9 protein-coding genes and 2 pseudogenes are annotated in these 14,633 nt (G+C 71.7%); 6 read left to right on the top strand and 5 right to left on the bottom strand.

The window, feature by feature from the left end:
• A partial coding sequence (locus tag STRTUCAR8_RS41710; RefSeq protein WP_158697496.1) for a hypothetical protein occupies positions 1 to 797 on the top strand: 797 nt, incomplete at its 5' end.
• Between the two features lie 62 nt (positions 798 to 859).
• Here STRTUCAR8_RS41710 and STRTUCAR8_RS41705 read toward each other — a convergent pair.
• The gene (locus STRTUCAR8_RS41705) at positions 860 to 2,176 is read right to left on the bottom strand and encodes a right-handed parallel beta-helix repeat-containing protein (RefSeq protein WP_006382440.1); all 1,317 of its coding nucleotides are present in this window, start codon (positions 2,174 to 2,176) and stop codon (positions 860 to 862) included.
• A gap of 66 nt (positions 2,177 to 2,242) precedes the next feature.
• On the opposite strand from STRTUCAR8_RS41705, the gene STRTUCAR8_RS41700 reads away from it, so the two are divergent.
• Positions 2,243 to 3,445, top strand: a complete 1,203-nt coding sequence (locus STRTUCAR8_RS41700) for a Dyp-type peroxidase (protein WP_006382437.1) — start codon at positions 2,243 to 2,245, stop codon at positions 3,443 to 3,445.
• A gap of 43 nt (positions 3,446 to 3,488) precedes the next feature.
• Here the strand turns inward: STRTUCAR8_RS41700 and STRTUCAR8_RS41695 are convergent.
• Together STRTUCAR8_RS41695 and STRTUCAR8_RS41690 are read right to left on the bottom strand one after the other, a co-directional pair.
• Positions 3,489 to 4,205, bottom strand: a pseudogene (locus STRTUCAR8_RS41695) (L,D-transpeptidase family protein); the annotation flags it as partial.
• Positions 4,206 to 4,648: 443 nt separating this feature from the next.
• Positions 4,649 to 5,926: a cytochrome P450 gene (locus tag STRTUCAR8_RS41690; protein ID WP_006382432.1), complete on the bottom strand. Its 1,278-nt coding sequence runs from the start codon at positions 5,924 to 5,926 to the stop codon at positions 4,649 to 4,651.
• A 224-nt stretch (positions 5,927 to 6,150) separates the two neighbouring features.
• Here STRTUCAR8_RS41690 and STRTUCAR8_RS41685 point away from each other — a divergent pair, with 224 nt between their 5' ends.
• From STRTUCAR8_RS41685 to eccCb, 3 genes are read left to right on the top strand one after another with little or no spacing between them, the layout of a single operon-like run.
• Positions 6,151 to 6,591, top strand: coding sequence for a hypothetical protein (locus STRTUCAR8_RS41685; protein ID WP_006382434.1), 441 nt, complete (start codon positions 6,151 to 6,153; stop codon positions 6,589 to 6,591).
• 58 nt (positions 6,592 to 6,649) lie between these two features.
• A complete protein-coding gene (locus STRTUCAR8_RS41680) occupies positions 6,650 to 7,150 on the top strand; it encodes a hypothetical protein (protein ID WP_006382435.1) in 501 nt (166 codons plus the stop codon).
• Positions 7,113 to 11,429 carry a type VII secretion protein EccCb gene (gene eccCb, locus STRTUCAR8_RS41675; RefSeq protein ID WP_006382433.1) on the top strand — a complete coding sequence of 1,439 codons (4,317 nt, stop codon included), beginning with the start codon at positions 7,113 to 7,115 and terminating at the stop codon, positions 11,427 to 11,429. The genes STRTUCAR8_RS41680 and eccCb overlap by 38 nt, the downstream gene beginning before the upstream one ends.
• A gap of 2 nt (positions 11,430 to 11,431) precedes the next feature.
• On the opposite strand, the gene STRTUCAR8_RS41670 is transcribed toward eccCb, so the two are convergent.
• Together STRTUCAR8_RS41670 and STRTUCAR8_RS41665 are read right to left on the bottom strand one after the other, a co-directional pair.
• A complete protein-coding gene (locus tag STRTUCAR8_RS41670; protein ID WP_006382441.1) occupies positions 11,432 to 12,589 on the bottom strand; it encodes an XdhC family protein in 1,158 nt (385 codons plus the stop codon).
• A gap of 47 nt (positions 12,590 to 12,636) precedes the next feature.
• Positions 12,637 to 14,073 (bottom strand): NCS2 family permease, encoded by a 1,437-nt coding sequence (locus STRTUCAR8_RS41665; protein WP_006382438.1) that lies wholly within the window; start codon positions 14,071 to 14,073, stop codon positions 12,637 to 12,639.
• Between the two features lie 95 nt (positions 14,074 to 14,168).
• Here STRTUCAR8_RS41665 and STRTUCAR8_RS41660 point away from each other — a divergent pair.
• Positions 14,169 to 14,633 (top strand): annotated as a pseudogene (locus STRTUCAR8_RS41660) (acetoacetate--CoA ligase); the annotation flags it as partial.

The raw sequence follows: 14,633 nt of genomic DNA, 5'->3' as shown, positions 1-14,633 counted from the left end.
GTCCCATGCGACGCATCAGGAGCGGTACGACCGAGAAGACGCAAGGGGCGCGAAGGGTACGGCGGACCTGGTGGGCGGTGGGCGCCCTCGCGGCGGCGGCCTGCGCCGGTCTTCTCCTCACCGGCGGCGGCGATCCCGGCCCCCGGCCCCTCTCCGCCGACGAGGCCGAGCGGATGGCACTGGCCCGATTCCGCACGTACCGGGTCAGCCCCTCCGAGATCACCCTGCGCGCGGCGTCGGGCGACGGCTCGGCCGTGGTGCGCGCTGTCGTCGACCACCGCAGACACCGGGCCGTCGGCTGGTACGAGGTGACGGGCGCCGGGCGTCCGGACGGCGGGCTGCTCGCCTGGGACCAGAGCGGGCTGGCGGTGGCCGACGGGGCCCCCACACCGCCCGCCGGGGGTGCGCTGCGCGCGGCGGGGCGGCTGAAGCCGACCGCGTGGACGCGCCGCGCGTTCGGCGCCGCGCCCCTGGACACGGCTCTGCGGCTGGCTCTGTCGCTGGGCGCCGACCGGCCCGACAACGCGCAACTGCTCGCGCAGTCGGGGCCGTTGCGGTTGCGCGACGAGCGCGTGGACGGTCGGCGGTACGACGTGTTCTCGGGGCCGCGGCCCCGACCCAACGCGTCTGCCTACAGCTCTGCCCGGTCCCCCCTGTCGTACTGGGTCGACGACGAGGGGGGTCTGCGGCGCGTGCGGGCCGATCTTGGTAAGGGGAGGACTATCACGATGGATCTGGGTGGGGTTCGGGTTCGAGGGGTCAGTTCGTTGCCCGGAGCGCCTTGGGGGGAGGGGTGAAGGTGCGTGGAGCGGCTGCGGGTTCGTTGTGGCTTGTCGCGCAGTTCCCCGCGCCCCTTGATTCACTCCCCCGGCAACGAGAATCTCCCCGGGGTCACCTTGCCCGGCAGGCCTACTGCTGCGCTCGCCGGAGCTGTTGCGGCCTCGGGCATGGTCGGCTGGTTCGGGGGTGGCGGGACGTCCTGGAAGGAGATGCCCGGGGGTGCCTGGACCGGGTTCGGGTGGCCCAGGGGGTCGCGGACGAGCCCCGTGTCCGGTTCCGCCCGGGCAGCGCCCGCCGCGCCCTTTCCGCAGCGCGTCTCGCGGGGCAGCTTTGGCGGGCTTGTCAGCGATTCGCCGTTGCCGGTGAAGCAGTTGCCGGCCGGGGTGCCGGTGGCGAGGACCAGGTCGGTGCCGTTGCCGGTGACGCGGTTGGCGCGCACGGTGTTGGCTCGCGCCGGATAGCCCTGTACGTCGCTCAGCAGCACTCCGGCCGCCTTGTTTCCGCTGATCAGGTTGCGCTCGATGACGTTGGCCCGCCCGCCGCCCGCCCCGACCCCGATCCCGAAGCCGCCGTCGGCCTGTTCGGGACTGGCGTCGTCGTTGTTGTCGGTGAGCGTGTTGCCCACGACGACCGCGCCGTGCTGCGGGCCGAGCGCCTCCAGGTCGTTGGAGTTGAGGGTCAGACCGACCCGGTTGCGGCTCGCCCGGTTGCCCAACAGGTAGAGCCGTTCGGACGCGTTGGTGACCTCCAGGCCCACCGCGTTGTGCTCGACGGTGTTGTGCCGCACGACCGTGTCGCAGGGGCGGCACTGGCCGACGTAGATCCCGGAGTCGGCGTGTCCGGAGGCGTAGGAGCGCTCAATGACCCCGCTGCGGGCGTCGAACGCGTAGATGCCGTACAGCGCGTTGTCGTACGCGGTGACGTAGGAGGCCCGGAACCCCTTCAGCGGGGGGAACTTGACGGTGTCCAGCGGGTCGTACGCCGAGCCCCCGGCGCGGCCTGCCCGTAGCGCGGACGGGTCGGTCACGCCGGTGAACAGGAGGCCGTTGGCGAGGTGGTCTCGGACGGTCAGGTTCTCCACGACGGAGCCCGCGCCGGTCACGGTGATGCCGTTGGCGCGCTCGAACTCCCCGTCGACGACCACCCGGGAGCGGTCGAGGCCGCGCAGCACGACCCGCGCCTTGGAGACGGTCACGCTCTCCCGGTAGACGCCGGGTGAGACCAGTACGAGCCCGCCCTCACGGACCCGGTCGACCGCGTTCTGAAGGGAGTTGGTGTCCTGCGGCACCCGGACGACCGACACCGGTTCGGGTCCGCCCGAGCCCCGGGGCGGGGAGCCCGCACAGGCGGTGGCGCCCACGAGGAGGAGGGCGGCGACGAACAGGCCCCGTGACACGGTTCGTCCGGTTCGCTGAAAGAGATTGTTTGGCACGAACGCAGATGTATCGTCCCTTTCACTCCTATGACAGCACATGCCTCTTTCCCCACGCCCGACGGCGCGTCGGACCCCGCACGCCGGGATGTCCTGACCCGCGCCGCAGCCCTCGGCGCCCTCGCCGCGACCGTCTCCGCGTGCACCGACGACGCACGCTCCCGTCCCGCCGCCGCCGGCCCGCCGGTGTTCCGCTTCCGGGGTCCGCGCCAGGCCGGCGTGACGACCCCCCAGCAGACCTCCGCACTCGTCACGGCCTACGACCTCGCCCCGGCGGTCCAGGGCGCGGCAGGCGTGCGTGCCCTGCGGGAGGTGTTGGGGCGGTGGACGCGGGCCCTGGCGGAGACCCTGGACGGCGAGGTACCGCCTCCAAGTCCCGTACGTGTGAAGGGGGTTGCTGAGGGCTCGGTGATCGCGGGCGCCGGGAAGGCCCGGCTCACCGCGACCGTGGCGATCGGGTCCCGGCTCCCCCGGCTCCTGTGCGTCGCCGCGCCGGACGCGCTGCGCGAGCTGCCGCCCTTTCCCGACGACCGGCTCGACCCCGCGTTCGGCGGCGGCGATCTGCTGCTCCAGCTCTGCGCCGACGACCCGCGTGTCACGGCGGCCACCGCGAGCGCGCTCACGCGGCTGGCGGGCGACACCCTGCGCCCACGCTGGCGGCAGACCGGGTCCCTGGCACCGGCCCCGGCCGGACAGACACCGCGCAACCACCTCGGCTTCAAGGACGGCACGGAGCACCCGACGCCGAAGGAGTGCGAGCGCTGGGTGTGGTCCGACGACGCCACCTACCTGGTCGTACGGCGTATCCACATCGACGTGGCCGGGTTCGCGCGGCTCGGTACACGGCGGCAGGAGGAGATCATCGGGCGGCACCGGGCGAGCGGGGCGCCGCTCGGGCAGGAACACGAACACGACGACGTGGACATCTTCGCGAAGACACCCCAGGGCAAGTACGTGATCCCGCTGCGGTCGCACGTACGGGCGGCCAGTCCCCGGCTGGACGCCGGAGCTCGGATGCTGCGCCGGGGGTACGGCTACGACGCCGGGCCGGACGACCGTGGCCTGCTGTTCCTCGCCTTCATGCGGGACCCCGCGCTGTTCGCCCGCGTCCAGCACCGGATGACGGCGACGGACGACCTGAGCCGCTTCATCGAGCACCGGGGTTCGGCGGTGGCGTACGTCCTTCCGGGTGCCCTTCCGGGTGAGGATCTGGGGGCACGTCTGCTGGCGTGACCAGGTCCGCGGGCTTGGTCGGCCGAGGCGTCAACTTCCTTTCCGTACCCGGCTTCTCGCCCCACACGTACACCGCGTCGTTCTCGGCGAGGGTGTTCCACAGCCGCTCGGCGTCGTCGAGGCGCAGGTTGACGCAGCCGTGGGAGCCGCCGGTGAACAGGTCGCCGGGGGTGCCGTGGAAGGCCTGGCCCTCGCTGAAGAACTGGGAGTACGGCATCGGCGCGTTGTCGTAGAGGTCGGAGTAGTGGTCGCGGTCCCGCCAGTAGACGGTGAACCAGCCGGTGCGGGTCTCGTAGCCGTCGCGCCCCGAGCGGACGGGCACGGGCGCGTACACGACCCGGCTCCCCGTCTGCACCCACATCAGCTGCCGGGTCAGGTCGACACAGGCGACGCGGTACGTGCGGACGGGACACTTCCCTGCCGCGTTCGGGTTGGCGCGGGCCTCGACGACGAGCATCGTGCGGTAGGTAGTGAGGCCCGCGTAACCGTCGGCGGGCCGCACGCCGTTGCGGCTCTGGAAGGTGCGGACCGCCTCGCAGTCGGCGGGCGTCTGCCGTCCGTCCACGGGCAGCTTCAGATGCTCCTCCAGCTCGCGCTGGTAGGGGCCGGTACCGGCGGTGCAGGGCTCGGGCGCGGCGGCGGCCGTGGCGATTCCCGTCGGCACCAGCGCCACCAGGAGGAACCCCAGGGCCACGGCCACCCTCGTACGGGGGATACGGACTCGGGTTCTCGCCACAACGCCTCCTCGACGGACCGGCATGCGTCCTCACCGACAGGGACATGCCTCCAGAGATACGTCACACGGGCGGGGCGTGGACGGACGCACGGGGCCGGACGAGCGCGTTCCGCCACGGTCCGGCAGCTCCCCGAAGGGGCGTGGGGAACCGCGCGACCAGCCACTTCGGCGCCGCGGACGAACGACGGCGCGGCTCGGCACTTCCGCCGGAGCGCTTAGCCCGAGCGGGTAAGCCGCTTTCCCGGGGGCCAGGAACGCGCGCGGCGGTTGCATCCACGCGCACAGCGCGGCCGTCGAGCGAGTCGGGGCGTGCGCAGGCGCGCAGGACGGTCACGGCCGCGAAGGCCCCGCCCGCCCGGCAGGCCGGTGCGGGCGAGTGCCGGATCGGCGAGCAGCAGTCCCCTCCATCGTCTGCCCCGGGAGGGGCCGGAGGTCGGACCAGGACCCGTGCACCGATCACGCACCGGTCACCACGTCAGATGGAGGCTCCGAGGAGAGCGATGGATCATCGTCGGGCGCATCGTGACCGGACGGTCCCCGGCCAGTCGCAGGCCCGGCAGGCGGCTGGTCAACTCCTCCAATGTGAGCCGGAGTTGTTCACGGGCCAGTTGGGAGCCGGGGCAGGCGTGAGCTCCTAGACCGAAGGCGAGGTGACGTACCGGGCTGCGGGTGATGTCGAACTCGTCCGCGTGGGGGTGCCGCGCACCGTCCCGGTTGGCGGCGCCGAAGGCGACGAACAGCGTGGCTCCGGCGGGGAGTTCGGTGCCCGCGAGGGTGACCGGGCGGGTGGTGACGCGGCGGAATCCCTGGAGCGCCGTGTCGTACCGGGCGGCCTCCTCCACCGCCGCCGGGATGCGGTCGGGTTCCGTGCACAGCAGCTCCCACTGGGCGGGGTGCCGGAGCAGATGGAGGACTGTCGTACCGATGAGCGCGGAGGTGGTGAGGTGTCCGGCGATCAGCAGGTTCTGGAGGTGGGACACGGCCTCGTGGCGCTGGTCGAGGGTGAGTTCGGGACTGTCGTCGCCGGCTTCGCTGTCGCCGGGGACGGTGACGGTGACGGAGGCGACGATCTCCGTGCAGAGGTCCTCGCGGGGTTCGGCGTGCCGGGCGCGGGCGTACCGGTCGAGGATGTGCTGCGTGGCGACGACGTCCTGGGCGACGGCGATCTGCTCGTCCTCCGGGAGGGGCCGGAAGAGGAGTTCCTCGGCGCGGTACCCGCCGTGCACGACGGCCGACACGTCGGCGGGGTCGAGTCCGACGATCCCGCCGATGACCTCTCCGGGCAGTCGGCGGGCGTACGCGGACATCAACTCCACGTGTCCGCGCAGGTGTTCACCGCCCTCGTCCGGGTCGCCGTTCACGAACGCGTCGACCAGGGCGGCGGCACGCTCGGCGGCGTACGGCACGACGGCGGCGACCCGGGCGGGCGAGAGGCCCTTGACGATGGGGGCGCGCAGTTCCTGGTGCCGGGTACCGTCCGCGCCGACGACGACGGGCCGCCCGCCGAAGCCGCCGCCCAGCACGGCGAGCGCGGCGGGCGCCGGCATGACGTCGGGGCGCAGCGCACCTGCCGACGAGAAGTCCTGGTCGCGACGGAGCACTTCGCGTACGTCGGCGTCCCGGGCGACCAGCCAGGCGTCGAGTTCGGCGACGAAGGTCAGCCCTTCGGCGGCATGGGCGCGGGTGTAGTGCGGATAGGGGTCGCTCTGCAACTCGTCGAGTCTGTCGTGCAGTTGACGGTCCACGCGGTGCCCTCCAGCCGGGGTGCGGATCACGGGTCACGAGGTCGCGCCCATCGTGTCGTACACCGCGCGGAGGCGGAAGCGGCCGTCGCGGCACAGCCTCACCCCGGGCCCGCCGCCCCGTGACGCCGCGCCACCCGTCAACCCGGGGTGCGTCCTGGTCGAACACGGGCCGCACGACCCGGGAACGTGCCGTGCGGAACCGGCGGGTTCCCTACGATCGTGCTGTGGTCAACTTCCTCCTCGAACGTACGGTGCCGCTCCCCCTCGACGAGGCCTGGGGCCGGCTCACGGAGTGGCCCCGCCACGCCTCCGTGGTCCCCCTGACCCGCGTCACGGTGCTCACCGCCCCGCCGACCCACGAGGGCACGGTGTTCGTCGCCCGCTCGGGGATCGGACCCCTCTCCTTCGACGACCGGATGGAGGTCACCGTCTGGCGGCCCCCGACGGACGGAACGCCGGGACTGTGCCGCCTGGAGAAACGCGGCCGGCTCGTCCTGGGCTGGGCGGAGATCGAGGTGCGCCCGGGCCCGGGAGGCCGCTCACGGGTGATCTGGCGCGAGGAGTTGCGCGTACGCCTGCTGCCGTCGCTGTTCGACCGCCCGCTTCAGGGGGCGTCGCGGTATGTGTTCGGGCGGGCGGTGAACCGGCTGCTGAGGACGGGGTGACGGACGTTACGATCGACTTCGGTGCCGGCGGGACGGCCGGCCGGGGGAAGGGGAGAGCGTGCCCGAGGACAGCGTGCGGCTGGAGCTTCGGATCGACTCGGGTCCGGGAGCCACCGCGGAGCAGACGGACCGTCAGGTCCGCAGTCTGTACGGCGATCTGCGCACCCTCGGCCTCCTGCGGGTCGAACGCGGGACCGTGGCCGCGCCCGAGGAGTCGATGGCCGGAGTCGGGCACGATCTGGCGGTGCTGGTGGTCAGCGGCGCCTTCTCCGCCGCCGCGCTCAAGGCGCTGAGCAACGTCGTCGTCGCCTTCGTGCAGCGTTCCAAGGCACGGTCGGTGGAGTGGGAGATCGACGGCCACAAGGGATCGTTCGGTGCCCTGTCCGCCAAGGACCAGCAGGCGTTGGTCGAGGCGGTGACCGCGCGGATCGAGGCGGGGACGGCCGCGGTGGCAGGCGCCCCGGCCGATCCCGGGGCCGCCGCGACCGGCCCGAACACCAACAGCGACCCGGGAGTTGGCGATGGCGGGACGCCGGATCGCACTGCTCGTCGCGACTGACGGGTACCAGGATCCGGGGCTCAGCAGACTCAGACGGCCGGCCCGGGGTGCCACCGAGCTGAAGGTCCTGCTGGAGGACCGGTCGATCGGCCGTTTCGAGCCGGTGCTCGAACTGCTGAACAGGCCCAAGGATGAGATCGAGTCCGCGATCGAGGAGGTCCTCAGCAACCGCGACCCCGACGATCTCGTCCTGCTCTACTTCGCCTGCCACGGCATCCGCAACGACGCCGACCGGCTGTTCTTCGCCACGCTCGGCACAAGACTGCAGCGCCCGCACACCACCGCCGTCCCGGCCGCGCTGCTGCACCAGCTGCTCGACGAGTGCGAGGCCCGCACCAAGATCGTGCTGCTGGACTGCTGCTACAGCGGGCTCTTCCACCGGGGCTCCCCCATGTCCCCCGCCCCCGTGGACGTCGAGAAGGCGCTCGCCGGACGCGGCACGTTCGTCATCACGGCGTCGACGGCCCTGGAGTACGCCTACGAGGGCGATCATCTCAGTGTCGACAACAGCCTGTCGGCCCCGAGGTTCACGGCAGCCGTGATCGAGGGGCTGCGCAGCGGCCTCGCCGACCAGAACCGGGACGGGGTGATCACCCCGGAGGAGCTGTACACGTTCGTCCACGACACGGTGGTCAACCAGGCGGGGCCGGAGCAGACGCCGACCAAGTCGGGCCAGTGCGAGGGGAATGTCGCTCTCGCCTACGCGCCCTGGATCGACGCGTCCGCCGGCCCCGCCGCCCGTGCCGCCCTGGCCGACGAACTCACGCTCGGTTCGCTGCTGCCGCCGCCCGTGGAGACCGTCGACCGGGGTTTCGTCTGCGACGCGTGGCAAGGCGCGTCCCGGCTGCTGGTGCCCGTCGGCAGGCTGGAGAACAGCACCGGGGGCGATCCCATGTGCGTCGACTTCGCCGGCCGGGACGGCAACGCGGCGGTCGTCGGCAAACTGGGCAGCGGCAAGACCACCCTGCTGCGCTCCATGATCATGTCGCTGGCGCTGACCCACACCCCGCACGAGGCGGAGTTCTATCTGCTGGAGGGCGCGGTCAACCGGCTCGGTGTGCTGCGCTCGCTGCCGCACGTACGGACGTTCGCGGCGCCGCACGAGCACAGCGCGGTCGAGGAAGCCCTCACGGCGGTCAGGGCGGTGATCTCCACCCGGCGCACCCTGTTCCGCGACCTCGACATCGACTCCATCGAGGCGTTCCGCGCGCTGCGTATGACGGGCCGGATCGAGGAGGGGGCGGCGAGCGACGTCTTCCTCGTGGTGGACGGCTGGCTCGACTTCACCTGGGAGCATCCGGACTTCGCGGAAACGGTCCACCGGCTCGCCAACACCGGTCTGAACTACGGTGTCCATCTGGTCGTCACGGCCCGCCGCTGGAGCGACTTCACCACCGACCTCCGCGGACTGCTGGGCACCCGGCTCGAACTCGCCCTGGACGACCCGGAGGAGTCCTTCTTCGACCCTTCACTGGCGTCCGGGATCTCGGTCGGCTGGGCGCTGTCCCGGCGTCGGCGGTTCCGGGTGGCGGTGCCGCGCTTCGACGGCGGGGCGGGCCCGGCTGCGGCGCGGGAGTCGCTGGCGGGGACGGCGGAGTCGATACGGGCCGGATGGGCGGCGCTGCAGACCCCGGAGAGCACCGAAGCGCCCGCCAAGCCTTCCGTGGACCAACAAGAACCCCCGCTCACCGGCCTGTTGGGGGTCGAGAACACGGCTTCACCGAATCTCGCGGCCCTGCGTGCCCGGCCGGCTCCCGAGGACCGGCTGAGGGTGCCGATCGGGCTCGGCGAGGACGGCTCGCCGGTGTTCCTCGACCTCAAGGAGAGCGCCCACGGGGGGATGGGCCCGCACGGTCTGTGCGTGGGCGCGACCGGCTCCGGCAAGTCCGAGCTGCTGCGCTCGATCGTCCTGGGACTGGCCGTGCGCCATTCGGCGGAGGAAGTGGCCTTCCTGCTGGCCGACTTCAAGGGCGGCGCGACGTTCGCGGCGCTGGCGGACCTGCCCCACATCTCCGGGATCGTCAACGGGCTGGCGGACGATCCCCTGCTCGTCGGCCGGATGGGCGAGACGATCAGCGGCGAACTGGCCCGCCGCCAGCAGCTGTTGCGGGCCGCGGGTCTGGCGAGCGTCCACGACTACCAGAAGGCCCGCGCCTCCCGGGACGACCTCGAACCCCTGCCCACGCTGGTGCTGGTGATCGACGAGTTCTCCGAACTCCTCTCCGCGCACCCGGATTTCATCGACCGGCTCGTGCAGGTCGGCCGCGTCGGCCGGGCCTTGGGCGTCCACATGCTGCTGGCCTCGCAGCGCCTGGAGGAAGGCAGACTGGTCGGGCTGCACTCCCATCTGTCGTACCGCATCGGGCTGCGCACGTTCTCGTTGGCCGAGTCCCGCGCGGTGCTCGGCCATCCCGACGCCTACGATCTGCCGTCGGACCCGGGTGCCGGGTTCCTCAAGGCCGACACGACGGACGTACTGATCCGTTTCAAGGCCTCGTACGTGTCCGCCTCCGTGCCGAACGCGGACCCGGCCGACGGCTACGCCTCGCTGGTGGACATGGCCGTCGAACATCTGCGGGCCGCCGACCCGGCCGCCCGCCGGATCTGGCTGCCTCCGCTGGACGAGTCGCCCACCCTCGATCAGGTGCTCCCCGCGAAGGTCGCCCTCACCTCTCGGCACGGCTTGCGGTCCCCGGGATCCGAGCTCCTCCGCGCCCCGTTCGCACTGGCCGACGAGCCGTTCCACCAGCGGCGCACCGTCATCTCCCTGGACGCGTCCGGGACCGAGGGGAACGCCCTGGTCGTCGGTGGACCGCAGTCGGGCAAGTCGACCCTGCTGGCCACACTCATCACGTCGTTCGCCCTCACCCACACCGCCGCCGAAGTGCAGTTCTACTGCCTCGCCTTCGGCGGCGGAGGACTGGCCGCCCTGGCCGGACTGCCCCATGTCGGCGGCGTCTTCTCCCGGCTGGACCCGGACCAGGTGCGACGTACGGTCGCCGATTTCTCCCGGGTCCTCGGTGAGCGCGAGGAGTTCTTCCGCGCGCACGGCATCGACTCGATCCGCACGTTCCGCCGGCGCCGTGCCGAGGGCGAATGGCCGGACCAGCCCCTGGCCGCCGACATCTTCCTCGTCATCGACGGCTGGGCGACCCTCCGGCGGGACTTCGAGGCGCTCGAACCGGTCGTCACGGAGATCGCCACCCATGGCCTGGCCCATGGCGTGCATCTGATGGTCACCGTCTCCCGTTCCACGGAGCTGCGGCTGACCCAGCGCGATCTTCTGTTCAGCAGATTCGAGCTGCGTCTCGGTGATCCGACGGAGTCCGAGATCGACCGGCGCCAGGCTCAGTACGTCCCCCTGGGCGCTCCGGGTCACGGCCTGGCGCGCGACAAGCTGCACTTCGTGACCGCCCTGCCGAGGATGGGGGCGGAGGCCGCCGGGGAACTCACCGGCGAGACGACGGACAGCCTGGTCGCGGCCGTTCACGCCCACTGGCAGGGCCCGACGGCCCCGCCCGTACGCACGCTTCCGGCCCTGGTCCCCCTCGACGGACTCCCCGGCCCCGACGACTCCCCCGGCCGCGCCATGGCCGTCGGTATCGACGACGCCAGTCTCGCCCCGGTGTTCCTCGACTTCTCCAACGACCCCTTCTTCCTCGTCTACGGCGAGTCCGAGTCGGGGAAGAGTTCGTTTCTACGGCTGCTGGTGCGCCAGCTCCGCGCGCGGGTGTCGCCGGAGGAGGCCCAGCTGCTCGTGGTCGACTACCGGCGGTCGCTGCTGGGCGAGGTGCCCCAGGAGTACCTGCTGAGCTACTGCCCTTCGGGGCCCCCGGTCGCCGAGGTCGTCGGACAGCTGGCCGAAGTCCTGCAGGCCCGGATGCCCGGCCCGGATGTGACGGCCGAGCAGTTGCGCGACCGCAGCTGGTACCGGGGCAAGGACGTGTACCTGCTGGTCGACGACTACGACCTGGTCGCCACCAGCAGCGGCAACCCCCTCGCGCCGCTCATCGAGTATCTGCCGTTCGCCCGCGATCTGGGCCTGCGCGTCGTGCTGACGCGCAGTTCGGGCGGTGCGTCGAGGGCTCAGTACGAACCGTTCGTGACCCGGTTGAAGGAACTCGGCGCGCAGGGGCTCATGCTCTCCGGCGACCCCGCCGAAGGCTTCCTGCTGGGCAGCGTCAAACCGACCCGTCTGCCGCCCGGACGCGGCACCCTGGTCACGCGCAGGGGCACCCACGGGGTCCAACTCGCCTATCCGCCACCGACGTTCGAGTGACGTCAGGCCACCGAACCGATCCGCCCCACCGGTGCGGACGCCGAGGTGACGTCGTGATGGATCGGCGTGTGCGCCCCCGTCAGCGAGCCCCCGCTGCCGCCACGCCTCTCGGCGACGATCTCCGACACGATGGACAACGCGGTCTCCTCTGGCGTACGGGCGCCCAGGTCCAGCCCGATCGGTGACCTGAGGCGCGCCAACTCCAGCTCGGTGACGCCGACTTCGCGCAGCCGCTCGTTGCGGTCGAGGTGGGTCCGGCGGGAGCCCATCGCACCGACGTACGCCACCGGCAGCCGCAGTGCGAGCCGCAACAGGGGTACGTCGAACTTGGCGTCGTGGGTGAGGACGCACACGACGGTACGGGCGTCCACGGCCGTCCGTTCCAGGTAGCGGTGCGGCCACTCGACGACGATCTCGTCCGCCTCGGGGAAACGGGCGGGCGTCGCGAACACCGGGCGGGCGTCGCACACGGTCACGTGGTAGCCGAGGAACTTGCCCATGCGGGCCAGCGCGGACGCGAAGTCGATCGCGCCGAAAACGATCATCCGGGGCGGCGGCACCGACGACTCGACCAGAACCGTGAGCGGTGCTCCGCAGCGAGAGCCCCGCTCTCCGATCTCCAGGGTGCCGGTGCGGCCCGCGTCGAGCTGGGCGCGCGCCTCGGCTGCCACCGTACGGTCCAGCTCGGGATGCCCGCCGAAGCCGCCCTCGCACGAACCGTCCGGGCCGACGAGCAGGGCCCGGCCCAGCAGCTCTCCCGGGCCGGAGACGATCCGCGCCACGGCCGCCGCCTCCCCGTTCGCGGCGGCGGCCAGCGCCGACGCGAACACGGAACGCACGGGCGCCGAAGCCCGTACCGGCGTCACCAGGATGTCGATGACACCGCCGCAGGTCAGGACCACGGCGAAGGCGTCGTCGTCGCTGTAGCCGAAGCGTTCGAGGACCGACTCGCCGTCCGCCAGGGCCTGTCGGCACAGCTCGTACACCGCGCCCTCCACACAGCCGCCGGATACCGAGCCGATCGCCGTGCCGTCGGCGTCCACCGCGAGGGCGGCGCCGGGCCGGCGGGGCGCGCTGCCGCTCACGGCCACCACGGTGGCCACGGCGAAGTCACGTCCCTGCTCGACCCACCGGTGCAGTTCTTCGGCGATGTCCAGCATCTCGGTCTCCTTGACGACGGTGGTGAGGAACGGCTTGCGGGGCTCGGCTAGCGCACGCCCAGCCAGCCCTCAAGAGGATTGAGGGCGAAATAGACGAAGAAGATGCCTGTCAGGGCCCACATGAACGCACCGATCTCCCGCGCCCTGCCCTGCGCGACCTTGATGGCGACGTACGAGATCACGCCGGCCGCGACACCCGCCGTGATCGAGTACGTGAACGGCATGATCACGACGGTCAGGAAGACCGGGACGGCCGTGGCACGGTCGGCCCAGTCGACGTGCCGGGCGTTCGACATCATCATCGCGCCGATCACCACCAGGGCGGCCGCCGCGACCTCCCCGGGCACGATCGCCGTGAGCGGGGTGAAGAACAGACAGGCCGCGAAGAACAGGCCGGTGACGACGGAGGACAGGCCGGTGCGGGCGCCTTCTCCCACGCCCGTCGCGGACTCCACGAACACCGTCTGGCCCGACGCGCCGGCGACGCCGCCGATCGCCCCGCCCGCGCCGTCGATGAACAGCGCCTTGGACAGGCCCGGCATCCGGCCCCTGTCGTCGGCGAGTTCGGCCTCCGTGCCGACCCCGATGATCGTCGCCATCGCGTCGAAGAAGCCGGCGAGGACGAGGGTGAACACGATCATGCCGACCGTCATCGCGCCGACCTGCCCCCAGCCGCCGAACTCGACGTCCCCGAAGAGCGAGAAGTCCGGCATCGACACCGCGCTGCCGTGCAACTCCGGTGCGCCGCTCGCCCATTGCCCGGGGTCGATGACGTCCGCCGCGTTGAGCACGACGGCGAGCACGGTACCGCTGACGATGCCGATGAGGATGGCGCCGGGGACGCCCCGGGCCTGGAGCATGAAGATGAGGAGGAGGGTCGCGGCGAACAACAGCACGGGCCAGCCCGCGAGTTCGCCGTCGGGGCCCAGCGAGAGCGGGGTCGCCGCGCCCTGGTGGACGAAGCCGGCCTTCACCAGGCCGATCAGCGCGACGAACAGACCGATCCCCATGGTGATCGCGTGCTTCAGCGCCAGCGGGATCGCGTTCATGATCATCTCGCGGAGGCCGGTGACGACCAGCAGCATGATGACGACGCCGTACAGCACGCACATGCCCATCGCCTGCGGCCAGGTCATGGCGGGCGCCACCTGCGAGGACAGGACACCGGACACGGACAGGCCGGCCGCGAGGGCGAGCGGGACCTTGCCGAGGAAGCCCATGAGGAGCGTGGTGAGGGCTGCCGCGAAAGCGGTGGCGGTGATCAGTGCCTGCTGGCCGAGGGTGTTTCCGGCGGCGTCCTTGCCGGAGAGGATCAGCGGGTTGAGGAGCAGGATGTACGCCATCGCCATGAAGGTGGTGATGCCGCCGCGTATCTCACGGGCGAGGGTGGAGTGGCGGGCGGTGATGTGGAAGTAGCGGTCGAGGGGGGATCGGGCGCCTGAGGGCGCCTCGACGGGCCTTGGCCGTACCGACTGCTGGGTCATGGTGCCGTCTCCCAAGGTTCATAGGGGATTGGGAAGGTGCACGACCCGGGGGACGGCCCGAGGCGAACGGGGGGACTTGTGGGGTTGGTTGTCGATTCCGCTGGCTGCACGACGAGTTCGCGGAGGAAGGGGCAGCCCTGTGGATCGCCTCCGTCAGCGGCGGCACGGACGTGTGCTCCTGCTTCGCAGGAGCCGTGCCGACCCTGCCGGTGCACATCGGTGAACTCCAGGCGCCCGGACTCGGCACCGACCTCCAGTCCTGGGACCCGAACGGAAACCCCCTCGTGGACGAGGTCGGTGAACTCGTGGTGACCAACCCGATGCCGTCCATGCCCATCCACTTCTGGAACGACCCCGACGGCAGCCGCTACCACGACAGCTATTTCGACACCTATCCCGGAGTGTGGCGCCACGGCGACTGGATCACGCTCACCTCGCGCGGCTCAGTGGTCATCCACGGCCGCTCCGACTCCACACTCAACCGCCAGGGCGTACGTATGGGGTCGGCCGACATCTACGAAGCCGTCGAACGGCTGCCTGAGATCAAGGAATCCCTTGTC

It is taken from the genome of Streptomyces turgidiscabies Car8, from assembly GCF_000331005.1.
GTDB classification, from domain to species: Bacteria; Actinomycetota; Actinomycetes; order Streptomycetales; family Streptomycetaceae; genus Streptomyces; species Streptomyces turgidiscabies.
The sequence above is the reverse complement of the archived record's forward strand: the minus strand, read 5'-3'. Positions and strand labels throughout refer to the sequence as shown.

Excerpts from the sequence above, each read along its gene's own strand:
- STRTUCAR8_RS41670 (WP_006382441.1), bottom strand. The coding sequence starts at position 12,589 with ATGCTGGACATCGCCGAAGAACTGCACCGGTGGGTCGAGCAGGGACGT.
- STRTUCAR8_RS41700 (WP_006382437.1), top strand. The coding sequence starts at position 2,243 with ATGACAGCACATGCCTCTTTCCCCACGCCCGACGGCGCGTCGGACCCC.
- STRTUCAR8_RS41665 (WP_006382438.1), bottom strand. The coding sequence starts at position 14,073 with ATGACCCAGCAGTCGGTACGGCCAAGGCCCGTCGAGGCGCCCTCAGGC.
- eccCb (WP_006382433.1), top strand. The coding sequence starts at position 7,113 with ATGGCGGGACGCCGGATCGCACTGCTCGTCGCGACTGACGGGTACCAG.